Origin of the sequence: Paenibacillus ferrarius (assembly GCF_002027705.1) — a bacterium.
GTDB classification, from domain to species: Bacteria; Bacillota; Bacilli; order Paenibacillales; family NBRC-103111; genus Paenibacillus_E; species Paenibacillus_E ferrarius.
In genome coordinates, this window is record NZ_MBTG01000023.1 from 198333 (window position 1) to 217187 (window position 18855).

The 18855-nt window shown below is 49.9% G+C and carries 14 protein-coding genes; 7 read left to right on the forward strand and 7 right to left on the reverse strand.

Annotation, left to right across the window (positions count from 1 at the left end; genetic code table 11):
- Positions 1 to 200: 200 nt before the first annotated feature.
- The gene (locus tag BC351_RS23505; RefSeq protein WP_079415494.1) at positions 201 to 1109 is read right to left on the reverse strand and encodes a polysaccharide deacetylase family protein; all 909 of its coding nucleotides are present in this window, start codon (positions 1107 to 1109) and stop codon (positions 201 to 203) included.
- Between the two features lie 224 nt (positions 1110 to 1333).
- Here BC351_RS23505 and BC351_RS23510 point away from each other — a divergent pair, with 224 nt between their 5' ends.
- The 7 genes from BC351_RS23510 (at position 1334) to BC351_RS23540 (ending at position 9346) form a co-directional block, all read left to right on the forward strand.
- Entirely contained in the window at positions 1334 to 2008 is a 675-nt protein-coding gene (locus BC351_RS23510; protein ID WP_079415496.1) for a response regulator transcription factor, read from the forward strand.
- Positions 2009 to 2011: 3 nt separating this feature from the next.
- A complete protein-coding gene (locus tag BC351_RS23515) occupies positions 2012 to 3448 on the forward strand; it encodes a sensor histidine kinase (RefSeq protein ID WP_079415498.1) in 1437 nt (478 codons plus the stop codon).
- A 43-nt stretch (positions 3449 to 3491) separates the two neighbouring features.
- A complete protein-coding gene (locus tag BC351_RS23520) occupies positions 3492 to 4277 on the forward strand; it encodes a DUF3919 family protein (RefSeq protein ID WP_079415500.1) in 786 nt (261 codons plus the stop codon).
- 24 nt (positions 4278 to 4301) lie between these two features.
- Positions 4302 to 5336, forward strand: a complete 1035-nt coding sequence (locus tag BC351_RS23525) for an ABC transporter substrate-binding protein (protein WP_158082203.1) — start codon at positions 4302 to 4304, stop codon at positions 5334 to 5336.
- A 90-nt stretch (positions 5337 to 5426) separates the two neighbouring features.
- Positions 5427 to 7085, forward strand: coding sequence for an ABC transporter permease (locus BC351_RS23530; protein ID WP_158082204.1), 1659 nt, complete (start codon positions 5427 to 5429; stop codon positions 7083 to 7085).
- A gap of 92 nt (positions 7086 to 7177) precedes the next feature.
- Positions 7178 to 8260 (forward strand): ABC transporter ATP-binding protein, encoded by a 1083-nt coding sequence (locus BC351_RS23535; RefSeq protein WP_079415506.1) that lies wholly within the window; start codon positions 7178 to 7180, stop codon positions 8258 to 8260.
- A gap of 72 nt (positions 8261 to 8332) precedes the next feature.
- Positions 8333 to 9346: an extracellular solute-binding protein gene (locus tag BC351_RS23540; protein WP_079415508.1), complete on the forward strand. Its 1014-nt coding sequence runs from the start codon at positions 8333 to 8335 to the stop codon at positions 9344 to 9346.
- Positions 9347 to 9776: 430 nt separating this feature from the next.
- On the opposite strand, the gene BC351_RS23545 is transcribed toward BC351_RS23540, so the two are convergent.
- The 6 genes from BC351_RS23545 to BC351_RS23570 form a co-directional block, all read right to left on the reverse strand.
- The gene (locus tag BC351_RS23545; RefSeq protein ID WP_079415510.1) at positions 9777 to 10904 is read right to left on the reverse strand and encodes a glycoside hydrolase family 88 protein; all 1128 of its coding nucleotides are present in this window, start codon (positions 10902 to 10904) and stop codon (positions 9777 to 9779) included.
- Positions 10905 to 10925: 21 nt separating this feature from the next.
- Positions 10926 to 12872 carry a heparinase II/III domain-containing protein gene (locus BC351_RS23550; protein ID WP_158082205.1) on the reverse strand — a complete coding sequence of 649 codons (1947 nt, stop codon included), beginning with the start codon at positions 12870 to 12872 and terminating at the stop codon, positions 10926 to 10928.
- A gap of 77 nt (positions 12873 to 12949) precedes the next feature.
- Entirely contained in the window at positions 12950 to 14317 is a 1368-nt protein-coding gene (locus BC351_RS23555; RefSeq protein WP_079415514.1) for an ABC transporter substrate-binding protein, read from the reverse strand.
- Positions 14318 to 14427: 110 nt separating this feature from the next.
- Positions 14428 to 16068: a response regulator transcription factor gene (locus BC351_RS23560; protein WP_079415516.1), complete on the reverse strand. Its 1641-nt coding sequence runs from the start codon at positions 16066 to 16068 to the stop codon at positions 14428 to 14430.
- Positions 16061 to 17878: a cache domain-containing sensor histidine kinase gene (locus BC351_RS23565; protein WP_079415518.1), complete on the reverse strand. Its 1818-nt coding sequence runs from the start codon at positions 17876 to 17878 to the stop codon at positions 16061 to 16063. The genes BC351_RS23560 and BC351_RS23565 overlap by 8 nt, the downstream gene beginning before the upstream one ends.
- 134 nt (positions 17879 to 18012) lie before the next feature.
- Positions 18013 to 18846 carry a carbohydrate ABC transporter permease gene (locus BC351_RS23570; RefSeq protein ID WP_079415520.1) on the reverse strand — a complete coding sequence of 278 codons (834 nt, stop codon included), beginning with the start codon at positions 18844 to 18846 and terminating at the stop codon, positions 18013 to 18015.
- Positions 18847 to 18855 lie beyond the last annotated feature (9 nt).

Consider the following 18855-nt stretch of genomic DNA (forward strand, 5'->3'; position numbering starts at 1 on the left):
CGTGCCGGATGTGAATTATTGTCACCTGATGTAGTACGTTGCGAATCAAATAAAGTTCCCTATTGCGAGAAGAAATATTACACCGCTCTACCATCATAAGTTGGAAATGGCTTTTTGTAAAATGCAATATAAGTCATATTTATAAAAAGAAGTGAAAAGCACTGCCGGAATCATGAATACCTGCTCGTTCCAACCCCTTCTTAACGACCATTTTGCACTCGTGCCTTCATTTCGGGAACGGTCACAATATCGAAGTTCTCCTTCTTCAAGTAAGCGATAATGCCCGGAAGGGCTTCAATCGTATTGTCCAAGTTTCCTTTTTTGCCACCATAGCTGTGCAGCAAAATAATGCCGCCGTCTTTCGTATGCGTTTTAATATTATGAATAATGTCCTTGGATGAGGTGCCCGCCCAATCCCGGGGATCCACGTCCCAACCGACCAATGAGCGTCCAGACTGTTCCACTGCCTTCTTCACGGGTGTGGAAACAGCTCCGTATGGCGCCCTGACCAGAGAGGGGCTTATACCGATCGTTTTCATAATCCAATCCTCTGTTTCATTCAGTTCCTGCTCTATACGAACGGAGGAGAGTTTGGTCAAATCAGCATGGTCCCATGAATGATTGCCAATAGCATGACCCTCCTCATGAATTCGCTTCAGTACTTTTGGAAACTTGCTGACTTGGCCGCCAACGACAAAAAAGGTCGCTTTGACATTATTCTGTTTCAAAATATCCAAAACTTGGGGCGTATACTTACCGTCCGGTCCATCGTCGAATGTGATTGCAACCTGCTTGGATGCAGCGGATTGCTTTGCTTGTGAAAGGTTCCCATTCCGTCCCGTTTGGGTTTGCGCAACGGCCGTATTCAGAGAATGCTCTCCTTCTATCGGTTTCACTTCGATCAAAGAGGCAGCCGGCCCGATAAGGGCTGCATTCGTTAATACACCTTCCTCGTGGGATTCCTGGATGCTTATGACTGGTGATTTGCTGGGGAACGGTATCACACTTCCCGTCATTGTGAAATTAATGAGAGCCATGCCAACCATGCCGCAAAATGCGCTGCCTAATATCCAATGTTGTTTGCGTTTCGTCAATAGTTGAACTTTCACGACAAAAACCTTCCTCTATGCTCTCTGAGCGGCATTATTTATGTAAGAATAGACGCATGCTGCTTATAAAAAGTTTATTGATTCGACAAGATTTGACTCCAATTACTAGTTGCGCAATGCCTAGCGCTTTTGGTAGGATATGCAACTAGAAACCTAGGACAAGGAACATCCCTCCTCATTGACGAATCTCTTAAGCAAATGCGAACGGAAAGGAATTTTTTCCTATGAATATCTTAATTATCGAAGACGATTCCAGCATTCAAATGCTGCTCAAATTGAGCCTTGAGGTGGAAGGGTTCCAAGCTGTTGTGGCCGGCACGGTCGCCTCCGGTCTTCACGAGCTGGAAACTCGGCCCATCGACCTGATCTTGCTGGACTTGATGCTGCCGGATCAATCCGGCTTCGAGCTGCTTATGACCTTGCAGCAAACTTACAAGGAAATTCCCGTCATCGTGCTCACCGCCAAAAATGAAATGAACGACAAAATACTTGGCTTTCAGCTCGGAGCGGACGATTACTTGACCAAGCCGTTCGAAACACGGGAGCTGGTCATGCGAATACGCGCTGTTATGCGCCGTATGACGCCGGATTCCGCTGCACAAGCGGTAGACGTTCTTCAGGCTGGCATCATCGAAATGGATCGCAACGAGCGGACGATGAAAGTCGCCGGCAAGCTGATCAAAACGACGAGCAAGGAGTTTGACCTGCTCTGGCTGCTAGCCAAAAATCCCAAGAAGGTATTCACGCGGGAGCACATTCTGGATCAAGTCTGGGGCTTCGAATATTACGGGCAAACCCGGTCTGTCGATATGATGGTGAATCGACTGCGCGAGAAAATCAAGCCTTACGATCATGTGCTCGCCACTGTTCACGGTATGGGCTACAAGCTGGAGGTTTAAGGGATGAAGCTTCGCAACAAACTATTCATTCAGCATTCCATCACGATCGTCATGCTGCTCGCCGTGATGTATGTAGTCGTCAATTATACGTTGAGCAAAAGCATGATTGAGCGGGATACCCAAACCTTGGGCCAGTATTATTCGCTGCATCGCATTGAAGCCCTGAAAATTGTGAACGATAAGAAAATCAGCATTGAACAGCTATTTTCGGGCACCTATGCTCCGCTCATTGCCTCCCACCTCGCGGCGAACAGCAATTTCCAAGTGCAGCTCTTTGACCCCGAGGGCATGATTATTGGGGACAGCGGCAATAAAGAAGATTTGATTAAACGGAGCGATATTGACGCCGCGTTGGCTGGTCAAACCGCATCTGTCATCACCGAGGGAGAAAACAGCAAATTGCTCATTTATGCCTCTCCCTTCGTCTATGAAGGCAAGATTGTAGGCGGGTTCCGCTACTTGCTTGATCTGAATAAGCACGAAGAAACGCTGTCCGCGATGCGTTCCTGGTTTATTGGCGTCGCTCTCGGCTGCCTGCTCATTGCTCTGCTCGCGAGCTACTCCTTCTCTTTCTTCATTATGCGCCCTCTGCATGCTTTGCAGCAGGCACTGAAGCTTGTCACTATCGGCGATTTCAGCCGCAAAATCGTTGTCCACAGTCAGGATGAAGTGCGCGAATTAGCCGATGACTTCAATCAAATGTCAGCAGCGCTGCAAGAGCACATCGAGCTGCTTCACTATGAACAAAGCAAGCAAAAAAAGTTTTATGACAATGTGACCCATGAGCTGAAGACACCGCTGACTTCCATCATCGGCTTCTCTGATCTTATCGACAAAATGGAGCGTATTGATGATATTCGAACGTGCAATGTGTACATCCGCAAGGAAAGCACACGACTGCTGCAAATGGTTGAGGACCTGCTGCAATCATCGCTCAAAGGCGATGAAGCTTGGCTGGTACAGGTCGAGCGTACCGATCTAGCAGCGATACTGACAGATAGTCTGCGAATTCTTGAGCCTACCCTGCATAAATCCTCGATCATGACCACCCTGCAGGTTGAGCCATGCGAGGTTTATGCCGATCCCAAGCGCACACAGCAGGTGCTGTTTAATGTCATTGAAAATGCGATCAAGCACAGCGGATGTACAGAGCTTGCGATTCGATTGGAGCAGCAGGAATATCATTGCCTTGTACGCATCACCGATAATGGGAAAGGCATGAACGAGCAGGAGACAGCTGCGTTGTTCCTGCCTTCTGAGCAGAAGCTGAATCGTCCCATTTCGACGCATTCGCATGGACTCGGACTGCTGCTGTGCAAGCAATTGATGGAGCTGCAAGGCGGCGACATCACCGTATACAGCCGTGAAGGAAGCGGTACGGAAGTTGTATTAATGTTCCAGGTCGAGTCCCTTCCCCCTCAAGTTTTGTTACAAAATTGATACAAAATGATGATTTTTCTGAGATAAAAGGAGAGTAATCTACATGCAAGAGGAGAAGAAAGGGCTTTCATGGTTGCGCCTCATCTTGTTACAAATCGTTATCGGATGTACGTTGATCGGTATTTTCGCCTATGTGTTCCGCATCGGCGTTGATGAAGTACAGATCGTACCCAAGGAACCGAACAGCCGAGATATGTTTGACGGTGTTCCCATGCGTATGAATGTGACGTATCCGGGGATTGGAACCATCTCGATTGATGATCCGAAAGAGCTGATTGCCTGGAAAGCAACGTTTAGCCGCATCTTAAGCGGAGGCCAGCCACAAACTCGTGAAAACGCTTCACGGTTGCTGTTAACAGGCTCCATTGCTTATCTGGATCAAGAGGATATTCCTTTCCAAATCGGTACCAGCGGCTTTCGTTTCGGGTCTGACTCCGTTAATTCGCTGGACATCAGCGCTGAAATTAGGAAGCTGCAGAACATGCTGATCGACAAGACACTCACCGCAGATACGGTAAGTGAAGCTATTGCGAACAGGAATCATCAGGTATTCCGCTTGCAAGATGGCCTTCTTACGACATTGTCTGATGCGGACCGGGCTGCTCTTACGATGCAAATGCGTTCTGCGGTCAGGCTGATTGATTTCAGTCATTTTGACTTCATGGCTGAACAACCCAGCGCCCACTTTGTCGTACAACTTTCCGACAAAGCGGTGAACGGCAAGCATTGGCTGCATGTTGACCGATATGATAACGCTTACTTCATCGTTTTCGATTTGTTGGATGAAACCAACCACAAAGCCTATTTCAAGTTGCGTGATGCCTCCTAACATATCGAGGGGATGGTTGATGAAATGGCTAGAAAAAAAAGCAATAGTTCTTTGATGATCGTATCGATCATTGTTGTCGTGCTGGTTGCAGGATTCTTCCTGTACAAATCCGGTGTTTTTGGCGGAAAAGCGAAAGGAAAAATTACAGTTTACTCCATTTTCCAAGAAGAAGAAGCTCGTAAAATCTTGGATAAATTCAAAGCAGAAACCGGCATCGACTACGACGTGCTTCGTTTGCCGAGCGGTGAAGCTGTGACTCGTGTGCAAAATGAAATGGGCAAGCCGCAGGCCGACTTCCTGATGGGCGGTCCCGCTGATTCGCATGAAGTGCTGAAAAAAGCTGGCGCACTGGAAAGTTACATTTCGCCGAATTCCAAAGATATTCCTGACAACATGAAGGACAAAGAAGGCTTCTGGACAGGGTTTTACTTAAATCCAATTGCTATCGGGATCAATGAGCAGCGCTGGAAAGAGAAATATGCAGCAGCTCCGTATCCGCAAACGTTCCAAGAGCTTCTTGACCCGAAATTCAAAGGCGAAATCGGCATGTCCGACCCGGCTACCTCCGGCACAGCCTACACAGCCGTAGCTTCACTAGCCCAGGTTTGGGGCAAAGACGAGATGCTGAGCTATGTAGCCAAACTGCTGCCGAACCTCAAAGAAAGACCGAAATCTGGCATCGAGCCGATTCAGAAGGCAGCTAAAGGCGAGTACACGATTGGCATTACCTTTTTAGGCGACCAATTAAAAATGAAAAATCAAGGCAATCCGATCATCAGTATCGTTCCGGAAGCCGCAGGCTACGAAGTAGGCGGACTCGCGATCGTAAAAGGTGGCGCTAACACGGCTGGCGCTAAGAAGCTCATGGATTTCATGCTGACCAATGAGCCTGGCCTTCTTTATACCGAATCTGCTTTTGCCAGTTCCGTGAAACCGACCGTGCCGATTCCCAAAGGCGGTATTGATATTAAAGCAACCAAATACAACACGACCTACAGCTTGTGGAAAGCTGCTGAACAGCGTAAAGAGCTGCAAGATGCGCTGAAAAACCTCAAATAAAAGTAAGCGATTACAGGGCATTGAAGCACGTCTGTTGTGCCGCCAATGCCCTCCTATACAATGAATTTGGAAGGTGGTCGTGAACCCCTTATGATCATAGAAAAAAAGGGTATGGGTTCGTCGATCGGCAGACTGGTGAAAGATCCATCCTCGCTGATCCTTGTGCTCATCAGTTTTGCAGTTCTCTGTCTCTTCGTCATTTATCCGCTCATTTACGTCATTGCCTTGCCAGGAGCGACAGATTGGACCACTTTTTTCAGTAAAAGCCGTTATGGAACAGCCTTGCTGAACACTGTCGTCAGTTCCTCCCTATCTGCTCTAACAGCTACTGTTTGCGGCTTTATTTATGCTTACTCCATTCATTACAGCAACATCGCAGGGAAGAAATTTTTCCGCTTTATCGCCTTTCTTCCGATTCTGGCCCCTTCTGTCATGACTGGTCTGGCCTTCCTGCTGCTATTCGGCAGAGGTGGAATGGTTTCGCAAACCATGAAAGCTTGGTTCAACGTCGAGCTCGATTTATACGGGCTGCCAGGACTCTGGATCGTGCAGACGATCTCGTATTTCCCACTTGCTTATATGACAATTACAGGCGTCCTTCGCTCGATTTCACCTAATCTGGAAATTGCGGCACAGAATTTAGGAGCGCGCGGTTTCAAGCTTTTTCGCACCATTACGTTTAAATTAGCACTTCCAGGCGTCATTAATGCCTTCTTGCTGGTTGCCATCAACTGCTTTGCTGACTTCGGAAATCCCAAGCTGATCGGAGGCAATTACTCTCTGTTAGCTGTTGAAATCTACGGAGAAATTATTAATAACGAGCCTGGGCTCGCTTCTGTCATGGGTCTTATTCTGGTCATTCCTGCCCTACTGGTCTTCGTCATTCAGAGCAAGCTGCTGTCCAAAGGCTCCTATTCCACCATAACAGGGAAGCCAGTTTCCGGACTCAATCGTGTGAAGACTTCACGCAAAACCGATATCGTGCTATTTATTTTCAACAGCATCATGGCGCTCTTCATTCTATCGATGTTCGCTATCACCATCTTGTTCGCTTTCACCAAGAACTTCGGTCGAGACAACACCTTTACACTGGATCATATATTCAAAATCGTCTTCAACCCATCCAGCCCTGCTGTACTGAACAGTTTGGTTCTATCGCTGATCAGTTCCATTCTAGCTGTTGGCTTCGCCCTCGTGCTGGCCTATGTCGTTGTACGCAAGCCGTTTCCCGGCAAAAAAATACTGGATTTCACCGCCGTTCTGCCCATTGCCTTGCCTGGAACGTTCGTTGGTCTGGCTCTGATCGTCGCTTTCAGCAACGGACCAATCATGCTGCAAGGATCAGCGATTCTTATTATCGTCGCAATGCTGCTGAAGCAGATGCCGGTCGGCTATCGAGGACTTACCGCATCTTTCAAACAGGTCGACAAATCCATTGAAGAGGCTGCCACGAATCTTGGCGCAGACAGCCGGCGCACACTGACAACGATCGTATTTCCGATGCTCCAGAAGACGATTGTCGCGAACTTTGTTTATGCCTTTATGAAAAATATGAACACCCTAAGCACCATCGTCTTTCTCATTACCCCCAAATGGGTGGTCGCAGCGGTATCCATCTTCAACTATGCCGAGACGGGAACCTACTACTGGGCGGCTGCCGTCGCCGTCGGATTAATGGGAACAACCCTAGCCACGCTGGGTGTGATGAAGCTCATCTTCCGTTCGAAGGTCAAAATATTCGATTTCTAATTTAACGTATATCTAAGACATCCGTCTTTCTACGGGAAAGTTCATCTTACGATGCCAGCTTTTCAACCGAAAAGCTTTAAGGAGTGAGGATCATGAGTTCACACATATTATTGGATTTGAAAAATGTGAGTAAAGTGTTTGGCAGCAACCACGTTCTCAAACAGATTGATTTGCAGATTGAACGCGGGAAGTTCATTACATTCCTAGGGCCAAGCGGGTGCGGTAAAACAACACTGCTGCGCTCGATCGCGGGCTTCTACACCGTTGACGAAGGTGAAATATGGATTGACGGCAAGCTCGTCAACGATCTGCCTCCTTACAAACGCGGAACACCAATGGTGTTTCAGGAATACGCCTTGTTCCCGCACATGACAGTGTTCGATAATGTCGCCTACGGACTTGATATCCAGAAGCGTCCTGAAGCTGAAGTGCAGGAGCGCGTGAAGACCGCCATGGCGAAAGTGAAATTAACAGGACTTGAGGAGCGCTATCCGCACGAAATGTCCGGAGGCCAGCAGCAGCGTGTTGCTATGGCGCGGGCTCTCGTCATGAACTCCCCGATCATCCTGCTGGATGAGCCGTTAAGCAACTTGGATGCCAAGCTGCGTGAAGAAGTGCGCGTAGAGCTGCGAAGCATCCAGCAAGAGCTGGGCCTGACGGTCATCTACGTCACCCATGATCAGCTTGAGGCTTTGTCGATGTCGGATCATATCGTCGTCTTCAACAAAGGGGCGATCGATCAATACGGCACACCGCACGAGATTTATTACAAGCCTCGCACCCCCTATGTGGCTGATTTCATTGGCACGACGAATTTCGTCGATGCGATCGTGAACGAATCTGCAAACGGGAAAGCCACAGTTGCCTATGGCGTGAAAGGTCGTACGGCCAGTGTGACCCTGGATGAAGCTGTAACGGTTGGCGAGAAGGTGCTGCTCAGCATTCGCCCAGAATCCCTGCGTATTAATGCACCGGATGCAAGCGAGTTCATCGTAACCGGCTTCGTGAAATCATCGATGTTCTTGGGCGAGAAGGAGCGGTATTTCATTCTGGACGATAACATGAAAGAATGGATTGTCGATGCTTATGACATCGGTTTGACAAGGTTTCTAGGGAATGTCACGATTAGTGCAGCTGATGATAAAATTCACGTAATTAAGCTCACCGGGGCTTAAAGCGAAATAGATAGTTGCTGAAAAGGGGAACTTTGGTTTCCTTTTTTGGCTGTTCAGGAGGGATTCAACATCATGTGGAAAAAAGCATTGCTCGTGATTATCGCCGGTGTTGGCGTATTCCTTGGCTTTCTCATCTTCGGGGAGAAGAAAAATAACCAGCCGCTGAAGGTCTATGTTATCTTTCAGGAGGACGCCGGACGCATTCTGCTCGAGACGTTCAAAGAACAAACAGGCCAACCCTACGATATCATCCGGATGTCCAGCGGCGAAGCCAGCTATCATCTGCTGACACTGGGCAAAACCGGGATTGACGTGGTGCTGGGCGGGCCTGCCGATCTTCACGAGCAGCTCAAAAACAAAAATAAATCCCTCCGTTACTCCTCGGCGGCTGCGAACAGCATCCCCGCCAAGTATAAAGACAACGACGGCTATTGGACTGGTATGTACATGGGTGCGCTGGCCATTGGGGTAAACCAGACTGTCTGGCAGCAGGACCCGACACTGAAGGCTCTGCCGCTTCCCCAGGGGTACGAGGATCTGCTCCGCCCTGAGCTTAAGGGCAAGATCGAGATCCCTGACCCGGAGACCTCGGGAACGGGCTATACGCTTCTCGCTTCGCTCGCCCAGCAGCGCGGTGATCGCGAAGCGGTCAGCCTGATGCAGTCGCTGAAGCAACAAAGCGCCTCCATGACGTTCGCCGGCAACACAAGCGCCCAGCACTTGGCGGAAGGCGAGCTGGCGGCGGCTGTCTCCTTCTTAAGCGACCAGCTGCGGTTCAAAAACTCGGGCTACAACATCAGCTCGCTCATTCCGCCGCAAGCCGGCTGGGAGATCGGCGCTGTCTCGATTCTCAAGGGAGGCAACAACTCCGCAGCAGCCAAAAAGCTCGTCGATTTCATGCTGTCTCGGGAAGTTCAAACCGATTATATGAACACAGCCTTCTCCTTCCCGGTCGCGCCGAATATTCCGGTGAACCCGCTCCTTGTACCCGTAAAGCTGGAGAATCTCCTTGCGACGTACCGCTTCGATCTGGCTGCGGAACAGCACGAGAAATTACTAGGCGAGTGGCGGGAAGCGTCGAAGTGAAGCTGCGGCCTGAGGAGATGCTAGGCGCCCGTCTCCGACAAGAATACGAAGAACCTCATTTCCATGATTCGTGGAAATGAGGTTCTTCGGTGCGCGAAATCCTGTCCAAGCGGAACTACGGTACGCTATTTGGGGCAAAAGAGAGCTGCCTGCACAGGAAGCGGAACTGGAGTACGCTATTTGTTGAAATTAGCACGCTGCGGAGGTGAAAACGGCGAAATAGCGGACTGTAGTTCCGCTTCGGCGGTTTTTTCGCTATTTTCGGTGAAATAGCGGATCGCAGTTCCTTTTGGGTGGCATTAATACAGCGGCTGCAACCGCTACTGCTACTGCTACTGCTACTGCTACTGCCACTGCCACTGCCACTGCAACCGCAACTGCAACCGCTACTGCGACCGCAACTACAACCGCAACTGCGACCGCAACTACACTACCAGAACAGCTCGCCGTGTCCTAGCAAACGGGACAGGCCTTCAACGAAATAGTAATCGCCGTAAATAAGCGGCACGTCGATATTCTTGCCTTCCGGATAATGGCTCGTTCCATGAAGGATCAGCCCTTCCTCGGTCTCCGAGTCCCATGCGCCATAGTTCACGTACAGCGAGTGCAAGATACGCTCGCCAGCTTGGCGATACAGGGCGCTCTCCTGCTCGCTTACCTGATCAGCCAGCAGAAGCAGGCCGCACGCGGCGCAAGCGCCTGCGGAAGAATCCCGATAAGCCGTAATGCCCTCCGGCAAGCGGAAATCCCAGTGCGGCACGCTGTCCTCCGGCAGATTGGCCAAGAAGAAGTGGGCTGCGCGCTTGGCGGCTTGCAAATACCGCTCATCTCCCGTGTGATGATGACTGAGCGCCATGCCGTAGATCGCCCACGCCGTGCCGCGCGACCAAGCGGACTCCGGGGCGAAGCCCTGTCCGCCATTAACTTCAAGCTGCTCGCCGGTGTGCGGATCGAAGATCACGATATGATTGACGGAGCCATCCGGACGGATGAAGTGCTCCAGCACCATATCGGCATGCCGCACCGCGATCTGCTTGTACCGCGGATCGCCGGTCGTGCCCGACGCCCAGTGCAGCAGCGGCAGGTTCATCATGCAGTCGATGATGGCCCAGCCGGCGTTGTCTTCCCCTTCGTGCCATGGGTTCCAGGCGCGAATGAAGTTCCCCTGCACGTTGAACCGTGCAGCCAATAAATTAGCCGCGAGCAAGCCGCGGCGCTTCGAATCCTCCGCGCCCAGCAGCTTGTAGCGCGCAACGCTCGTCAGCGTCCACATGAAGCCGATATCGTGGTCCAAACGGTAATAATCCGCAATGACCTGATCGAGCTGCTGTTCACAGGACTCCGCCAGCAGCTTCAGCTGCTCGTCTTTGGTCTCGCGATACAAGAGCCAAAGCAGCCCTGGCCAGAAGCCCGCCGTCCACCAATACGCAGGCTCCAGCTTATACTCTCCTTGTACACTGGCATGAGGAAAGCCGTCTCCGATCCGCTTGCTTGTTCGCGCTACTTTGGTGACCGTCTTCTGCCAAGCCTCTTGAGCCCAACCGGATTGCCTATTCATCCTCTTCACTCCCTATCTGCTTTATTCGAACGCACATATAAACATAGCTGATAATTCCAAGCGTATTTGTCCACTAGGCTTCAATGTGAAATCAATGGCATAGCAAGCTCGTGACTGTCCATAATGATCATCATGGATGAAGGACTCAACCGACCAATCGAACAAGCTTGGGTCGAAACCAATGTACAACCGCGCCTCCTTGGTTGGCGCGATCACAATCCGTCCATCCTCCGCTAGCTGCGGCAGATGCCAGGAAATGAAGCGCTCCACCAGTGTGGTCGGCGCTTTCGTAAATTCAAAGCGGTCCGACACGACCAGCGTCGGCGGCTCTGTCTTGCGCCAAGTAAAGCGGCGCACCCATTGCCTTACCTTCTCCGTGCCATAGGCGCTGGAGAGCTCCAACGCCAGCGTGTCTTGCGCTTCCGTGCTGGTAAACTCAAGCAGCTCCGCTCGATGAGCCGCACCGGCCTGCTGATAATGTCCATCTATGATGGGGACAGAGTGGCCTTGCGAGCCATTGCACAGAATCTCGTATCGCTCTGGGCCAAAATACGCCCGAGTATAGCGCCCGCTGCCGAGATCAGCGAGCAAGGTCTCCCCTTGGGCATAGAGCAGAAAATGCCCAAGATCATTATGATTATGCGGCTCGTTATTGTGGCCGCCCTTGGCTGCAAATACATAAGCGCCTTGCGACTGAAGCTGCCTTGATATCAGCCACTGCGCATCCGCTAGATAATAGGATGCCGTGTGCCACGGACGGCCGTCTGCCTCCTCACGGGCCCAGAGCAGATTGCGCAGCGCAGATGCCCACCTGCTGCAATGGTCATCCCTGTATCCAGCGCGAAGCCCTAGCTCAGGATGCTCCAGCTCGGGGTAAAGCTGCTTCAGATAGCCGCTTAATCCCATGAAGATCCCCGCCTCCCCGTGGGAGTCGGAGAAGCTGACAACCTTCCGTCCATCGAGGAAGCATTTCTGTTGGAACAAGGCAATCCGCCGCACCTTGTCGTCTTGGAACCAATCCACGGCACCGCCTGTGCGCCGCTGAATTAAATCGGCGGCATAGGTGAAATAGCCGAAGCCGTACTGCCAGTACATGTACCCTTCGGTGCATGCGCCATCTTCTTCAAAGCCGCTCAAATAAGAGGCGAGCGGCGGGAAGGCTCGCTCCAGTACAGCGGCGAGTTCATCATCATCCTGCAGCGTGTAGATCGCTGCAGCAGCAATCGAGCCTCCGCAGACGGAGGCCCAGTTGTGCGTAGCCGTCTCCCAGACGCTGGGAGCCTGTGTCACAAATGGCCGCAGTACGCGGCGCAGCACTTCTTCGCGAATGCGCACGCGAAGCAGGTCAGGCAGTGCGTCGCCCAGCAGCACGCTGATTTCACTCAGCGCGAAGGCTGTCTCCGCAGCGAAAAGATCAATCGTGAAAGCTTCTCCCGAAGCATTCGCAAGATCTGCGGCCTGCTGCCCCTTCCCGTTAGGCCCGCGCATCTCTGGCCCTTGCAAAATATGCGCAGGCAAACACCACGTATACTCGTCCAGAATGGACCATATCGTATCCAGAAGCGCGTCGAAATAGACGCCATGCTCCGTCTCTAGCCAAGCTAATAAAGCAAATGTCGTCAAGCGGTTCCGACGGCGAAAATACACATGTTCGTACTCAACTCGTGTTCCTTGCTCCGCATATAACCGAAATAAGGTGTAACTAAGCTCAGGCATCGTTTCCTGAAGCAGCTTGACGCCTTCTGTACGGATCTCCTCCACAAGCTGGCTGCTATGCTGGCCGCTGTGCAAGCGAGCTTTCACTTGCTCGGAGCTTTCTCCAGCAAACAACAGCTGGGATTGATCCAGTCTCACTGCCCCTAGTGCTGCTTTCAATTCTCCCATGTTCCCTAATGCTACATTCACCGAAATACGACCCACTTTCTTGAATGAAATGTGAAGGCGCTTGCCCTCCGTTCGCGTACGCATGTATTGGTTCATCCGTTAACAAACAGGGAGAACCGAAGTTCTCCCTGTTTGCGCTTTCCTCTTGACTATACCAGAAACTACTTCTTGGCAGCATCAATAATTTTCTGTGTGCGATCTTGCGAATTTTTGATCATAGCATCTAGATTTTGCTTATCTAGAATAAGCTTCTCATACTCTTCATTCAACGCTTTATACACGTCTGCTTGATAAGTTGCAGGAGGCACCAATTTGGATGCTCTTGCATTCGTCAACACCGTAATCAAGGAATCTCTGTCTACCTTCTCCGGGTTTTTGGTGCCTTTGAGGATGGTATCTACAATTTGACCCAGTTGATCATTTTTAACTTTAGACCATGATGGAACATACTTCCCTTGCACAAGAATACCATCTGTTGTCAGGTAGCGAATAAATTGGTAAGCCTCTTGCGGATGTTTCGCTTTGGCAGAAACCGCATAGAAATCTGTTGTAACCATGGAATAACCGCTTGGATCTGAAGCATTGTTTTTAGGGAATGGCGCTACAGCCGCTTTAAAATTAAGCGGGAACTGCTCGGTACCGCCGATTTCTGAGTTCATCCAGCTGCCGATGACGATCATGCTTGCGCTTTGGTTGAAGAATTGCGGACGATAATTCAGCTTTTGTGAAATCATATCTGTGTAAGGCGTCGAAGACTTGTCCACTTTCTCCATTTGGTAACGCATCTCAACGGATTTGCGGAACAGCGGGCTATCCAAGTTGGACGTACCGTCTGCTTTCAAGTAATCACTGTTGTCTGGTTGATTCGCCAGCGCCAAACGCATGAATTCAAGCCAGCCGCCGCCTTGAGGTCCGTGGAAATAAGTACCGTAACGCTTCGTCGGACCGTCGCCTTTGGTCAGCTTTTTGGCATAATCCTGGAACTCCGTCCATGTCCAATCCTTCGGAACTTCCAGACCGGCTTCCTTCAGATGATCGGTGTTCAGCATGACGTACCAAGGGTTGAACTTCCCTGGAAGCGCATAGTATTTGCCATTAAGCTGTGTATCTACTTTGTATTCTTCGGACTCCTTGTAGCCTTCTTTGCTGATATATTCATCAAGCGGAGCCACCATGCCGAGCGCAACGCGCTGCGCGTACATGCCTGCTTCACTGAACATCATCACATCCATATCTTCGCCGGATGCTGCGGATAAATCCAGCTTCTTCGCGTATTCTTGCGTATCCCCTTTTTCACTCAGGTTGATGAGGTCAACCTTGATGTTCGGGTTCTTCGTTTGAAAGCCATCGATGATTTTGCTCCAGTTTTGCTGAGCTTCGCTGCCGTAAGCATGAAATTTGATCGTAACCGGCTTCGCTGAAGCTGCTGCTGTCGATGTTGCAGTCGTATTAGGTTTATCTGTACCACAGCCTGCCAACAAAGAGATGGTGACAGCCCCACAGATGATGCTTGTTATTGTCTTTTTCATGAGTGACCCTCCGATATTTAGTTTCGCTAAAGCGCTTAACTCTCGTGTACACCCCCATTATAACAAGGGGCATATGTGGAAAGATGACGCGATATTGACTACTATCGACGTTATTTTGACTTCTCTGCTAGGGCTGCTTTCGTCTCCGCTAATCCGCGATATTCGAGAGGTGTCATGCCAGCGACGCTTTTGAACATTTTGATGAAATAGCTATGATTATCGTAGCCCAGCGATTCGCCAATTTTGGACACCGCTAAATTCGTCTGATCCAGCAGCTCCTTTGCACGCTCCACCTTCATCCGATTTACATACTCAATGAACGTTTCCCCCGTCTCTTTCTTAAACAATCGACTGAAATAGCTTGGGTTCAAGAACAGCTGCTCAGATACTTCATCCAGTGAGATTTTCTTATTCAAATGCAAAGAAACATACTGGCAGGCATCCAATACCTCCGGGCGCTTGCTCAGAACCTTCACATCTTCGGCCACTAGGAAAAAGGAGGAGAAGAAATGAACCATCCACTCTCCCATTTCCTGCAGCGTATCCATTTCAAGCAGTTCTTTGTGCAGGATCTCTACGGAAAAATGGTTCCGAAACAGCTGCATACTTTTCAGCTTCAGCTTTAGATCCAGTACCAGCTTTAGAATCCAATCCCTCACCGTCTCCGGCGGGAAGCGATTCTCGCGCAAATAGGACATCCATTTCTCGACCATGGGCTGGACCTTGCCCGGATTGCTCTCGATCAGCATTTCCCTCAGCGTCGTGACCGCTTCATCATACACCGCAAATAAATCCTGCCCGGAATAGGCCATGATTCTCCATTTCTCAATCGCTTTGGGCTCCATATAGAACCGCTGCCCGTTAGCCGTTAACAGGCCGTTTAATTCCTGTTTGATCTCCGACGGAGCAGCGCTGATTTTGCCTATGATAAAAGAAATCTTAATCTTCAAGGTTTTCTCCACCGCATGCTGAAGCTCAGCAAGAAGAGGCAGGGCACGATCATAAGGATTGGTCTTAATCCCGCCGGGAGCCGAAATGAAAATGAACGAACGCAGCACATCGTAGGCAAAATGGACTGCTTCCCGCTCTTCGCTGCTCAGTACCTCTTCCATGATGTTATTGAGCGCGAAGCGCAGCACATCGTCACTGACGAAACGCTGGCGCGCCAGCCGCTGCCCATCAATATAGCAGGCTACTGGCAAGCAAGTCCTTCCCTTGAGGCTGAACCCGAAGGATTCGGCTTCCCGCACCCAAGAGGCTTCATTCAACACGGGCTCATGAATAGTCGCTCTTAGGAATGTCTCTTTATGCTGCTCCCGATTGCGATCAACCAGATGCCGCAGCTGATTGTGACGCTCCCGGGAATGATATTCTTCATCCAGACTGATTTTGAACTGCTTCAGCAGCTTTTCCAAATCCTCTGGATTAAGCGTGTCTTTGAGCATGTATTCCTGCACATTGAGCTTCATAGCCTGCTGGGCGAAGTGGAATTCATTATGACAGGAAAGAATGGCGACTCGAATAGCCGGATGTTTATCCTTTAAACCACGAATCAGCTCCAAGCCGTTCATGCGGGGCATCCCGATATCGGTGACCACAATGTCAGGCATATCCAAGGCCGCCGCTTCCATCGCCACAGCGCCATTTTCATAAAGCCCCACCAGCTCCATATCCAGCTTCGCCCAATCAATCGCACCGGAAAGCAGCTCCAACACGGGATAGTCATCGTCTACGAGCATCACTTTATACATCTTCCTGCACCTCCTCTTGTTTGGGAATCAGCAAGGTCACAGATGTGCCTACTCCCTCTTCACTGTCCACTTCCATCCGATAAGCCTCGCCAAAGGTCATTCGCATTCGTTCGTTCACGTTCGGTAATCCAATACTGGAGAATCCTTTCTTCTTGTCCGGCTCTATAAGTGCTGGCTCTACTGGATGTGCAAACAGCTTGTTCCTTAGGCGTTCAAGGGTGATCGGGTCCATGCCTTGACCGTTGTCACGGACACTAATACGGATATACCCTTCATCTAACTGTGCTTCCAACGTAATCGTGCCGGCTTGCTGATTGAAACCGTGAATCAGAGCATTTTCGATAATCGGCTGCAAGAAAAAGCGGGGGACCCGCTCCAAGAACACATCCGCATCAATGTAAGTCTGCAGCGTGACTTTCTCCTTCTGCCGCATATTCATCAGCTTCATATAATCCATCACAATATCCACTTCATCGTGCAGCAGAATATAGGCTTTGTCTTGAATGGTCATACGCATAAGCTTGGACAAGGAGCTGATCATATCGGCGCTTTCGCGATCCCCTTTGCCAAGCACCTTCATTCGGATCGAGTTCAGGACATTGAACAAGAAATGAGGATTGATTTGGGCTTGCAGCATGTCCAGCTCCGCCTTGCGCTTGCGTGCTTGCGTGTGTGTCACTTCGACAATCATGTCGGAGATGTGATCCAGCATCTGGTCAAATGACTTCCCCAATCGGCCGATCTCATCCTCACCGCGAATGGCGCTGCGCAGATGGAGATTCCCTTGCTGGATCGAGGTTGCTACTTTATCCAGCTTCACGAGCGGTCTTGTGAAAGCACGAATCGCTACCATGAGCAGGATGAAAAATAAGATGAAAGAAACGACCTGAAGCGTGAATACATTTTCAAAAATCCCATTGATGGTTCCCACGGCTTGACTGTAAGGAATAAGCGAAACCAGCTTCCAGCCGTTCATTGGGAATTCCCGCTTGGAAATCAAATAATTCTGATGATCGATTTGGATGATTTCCGGAGACTTGGGGTTCTGCTCCTTCAAATAAGGAAACGCCTCGCCAATCCTCGAAACGTCCGCATGGGACAGGATGCGGTCATCCTTATCGAGCAGAATAATCTCCTGCCCCTGGCTCTTCGCTATTTCTTTGAAATAATTACCGATTTGTCTCTCCAGAATGGTCACCACGATGAACCCATTTTGGCTGGAGAGAGACCTCGCCACCGTTAGTTGATACGGGCTATCCGCTTTATCCTGCAAGAATTGAGTCGACGACTCGCCAACCCAATACGATTCAATTCCTTTCAAGCTCCGTACTTTGTTAAGCCAGGGCTCCTTAAACAATCGTGTTGGATCGTAATCCGATATCCAATAGTTCGTGAAATAGGTCCCATTGTTGAGAAAAACGGTAACAAAGCTCTTCTCCCCTGCACTGGTCTCCGCAGCCCCGGTAATCGTCTCCAATTTGATCAAAACCTCTTGCCGGGCTCTGAATTCTTCATACGAAGGGTTGCTCATGTCTCCGCTTTTCAAACTGAAATCTTGAAACGTCATATTCATGCCCGTGTCATATTGAATGAAATTCAGGATATACAGCATATTTTTGAGCGTGCCTGTCACATGACCGTCCACCAGCTGCAGCGTTTGCTTCGCATTCAAGACCGCCTGATCTTTGACAGCATCCCGAGTTAAATAGTTATAAATGAACAATGTGAGGAGTGCCGGTATCAAAATACAGACAATTAAGGCCACGGTTAATTTGCCGCGAAATGATTTAATCGAGTATTTGGTCTTCACCGGCCCAAGCGCCCCTTTTACAGTGGAATGAATAGCAAAAGAGGAAGCCTCAGCTCTTCCCCTTCACCTCATTATAACCCAATGTTGCGTCGACAAAAAACGACATCCATCTGGTTCTCTATTTATTTTTTTGATTAACCCTTAACGCCGCCAAGTGCTATACCTTCAATCACGCTCTTCTGCCCGATAATGAAGATGATTAAGAGTGGAATGATAGCCGACACAGCGGCCGCCATAATCAGCGAGTAGTACTCCCCGTTCAGGGAAGCGAATTTCTGCATCGCCAGCGGAATCGTGAACAATTTATCCGAACGCAGGAAGATCAAAGCATTCTGATAGTCGTTCCATGTCCAAATGAAACGCAGAATGGCATAGGTGGCAACGGCTGGACGGACGAGCGGGAAAGCAATTTTCCAGAAGATCAGCCAATGGCCGGCCCCGTCGATTTTGGCTGATTCCAGATATTCATTATGAATACTCATGAAAAATTGGCGCAGCATGAACGTACCTAGAACGCTGAAACAGCCGATTAGCACAAGACCGAAGTGATTGTTAAACAAACCAATATTGCGATATAAAATAAATTGCGGAATCAAAATCGCTTGGCTTGGCACCATGTAGGTCGCCAGTACGATCAGGAATAGCCACTTGCCGGCTTTGAATTCGACCTTGGAGAAGCCGTACGCCGCCATCGCGGAAACGACACAGGAAATGAAGGTTGTAATGACGGACACTTTAATGGAGTTCCAGTAATAGAGGTAAAATGGATTTTTGCCAAACCAGACTTCCTTGTAGTTCTCGATAGCGTTCCAATGCGATGGAATCCACTCGATCGGGTATTTGAACACATCCGTTTCCACTTTGAAGGAGGCCGAGAGCATCCAGAAGAAGGGGAGCAGGAAGATCAGACTGATGATGAACAGAATGATGGTTGCAATCAGCTTTGATGAGTTAAACCGTTCTTTCATGAGAAGTTC

Coding starts and splice junctions, on each gene's coding strand:
- BC351_RS23515 (WP_079415498.1), top strand. CDS start 2,012: ATGAAGCTTCGCAACAAACTATTCATTCAGCATTCCATCACGATCGTC.
- BC351_RS23550 (WP_158082205.1), bottom strand. CDS start 12,872: ATGCGTACGCGAACGGAGGGCAAGCGCCTTCACATTTCATTCAAGAAA.
- BC351_RS23570 (WP_079415520.1), bottom strand. CDS start 18,846: ATGAAAGAACGGTTTAACTCATCAAAGCTGATTGCAACCATCATTCTG.
- BC351_RS23525 (WP_158082203.1), top strand. CDS start 4,302: ATGGCTAGAAAAAAAAGCAATAGTTCTTTGATGATCGTATCGATCATT.
- BC351_RS23555 (WP_079415514.1), bottom strand. CDS start 14,317: ATGAAAAAGACAATAACAAGCATCATCTGTGGGGCTGTCACCATCTCT.
- BC351_RS23535 (WP_079415506.1), top strand. CDS start 7,178: ATGAGTTCACACATATTATTGGATTTGAAAAATGTGAGTAAAGTGTTT.
- BC351_RS23510 (WP_079415496.1), top strand. CDS start 1,334: ATGAATATCTTAATTATCGAAGACGATTCCAGCATTCAAATGCTGCTC.
- BC351_RS23560 (WP_079415516.1), bottom strand. CDS start 16,068: ATGTATAAAGTGATGCTCGTAGACGATGACTATCCCGTGTTGGAGCTG.
- BC351_RS23520 (WP_079415500.1), top strand. CDS start 3,492: ATGCAAGAGGAGAAGAAAGGGCTTTCATGGTTGCGCCTCATCTTGTTA.
- BC351_RS23540 (WP_079415508.1), top strand. CDS start 8,333: ATGTGGAAAAAAGCATTGCTCGTGATTATCGCCGGTGTTGGCGTATTC.
- BC351_RS23545 (WP_079415510.1), bottom strand. CDS start 10,904: ATGAATAGGCAATCCGGTTGGGCTCAAGAGGCTTGGCAGAAGACGGTC.
- BC351_RS23530 (WP_158082204.1), top strand. CDS start 5,427: ATGATCATAGAAAAAAAGGGTATGGGTTCGTCGATCGGCAGACTGGTG.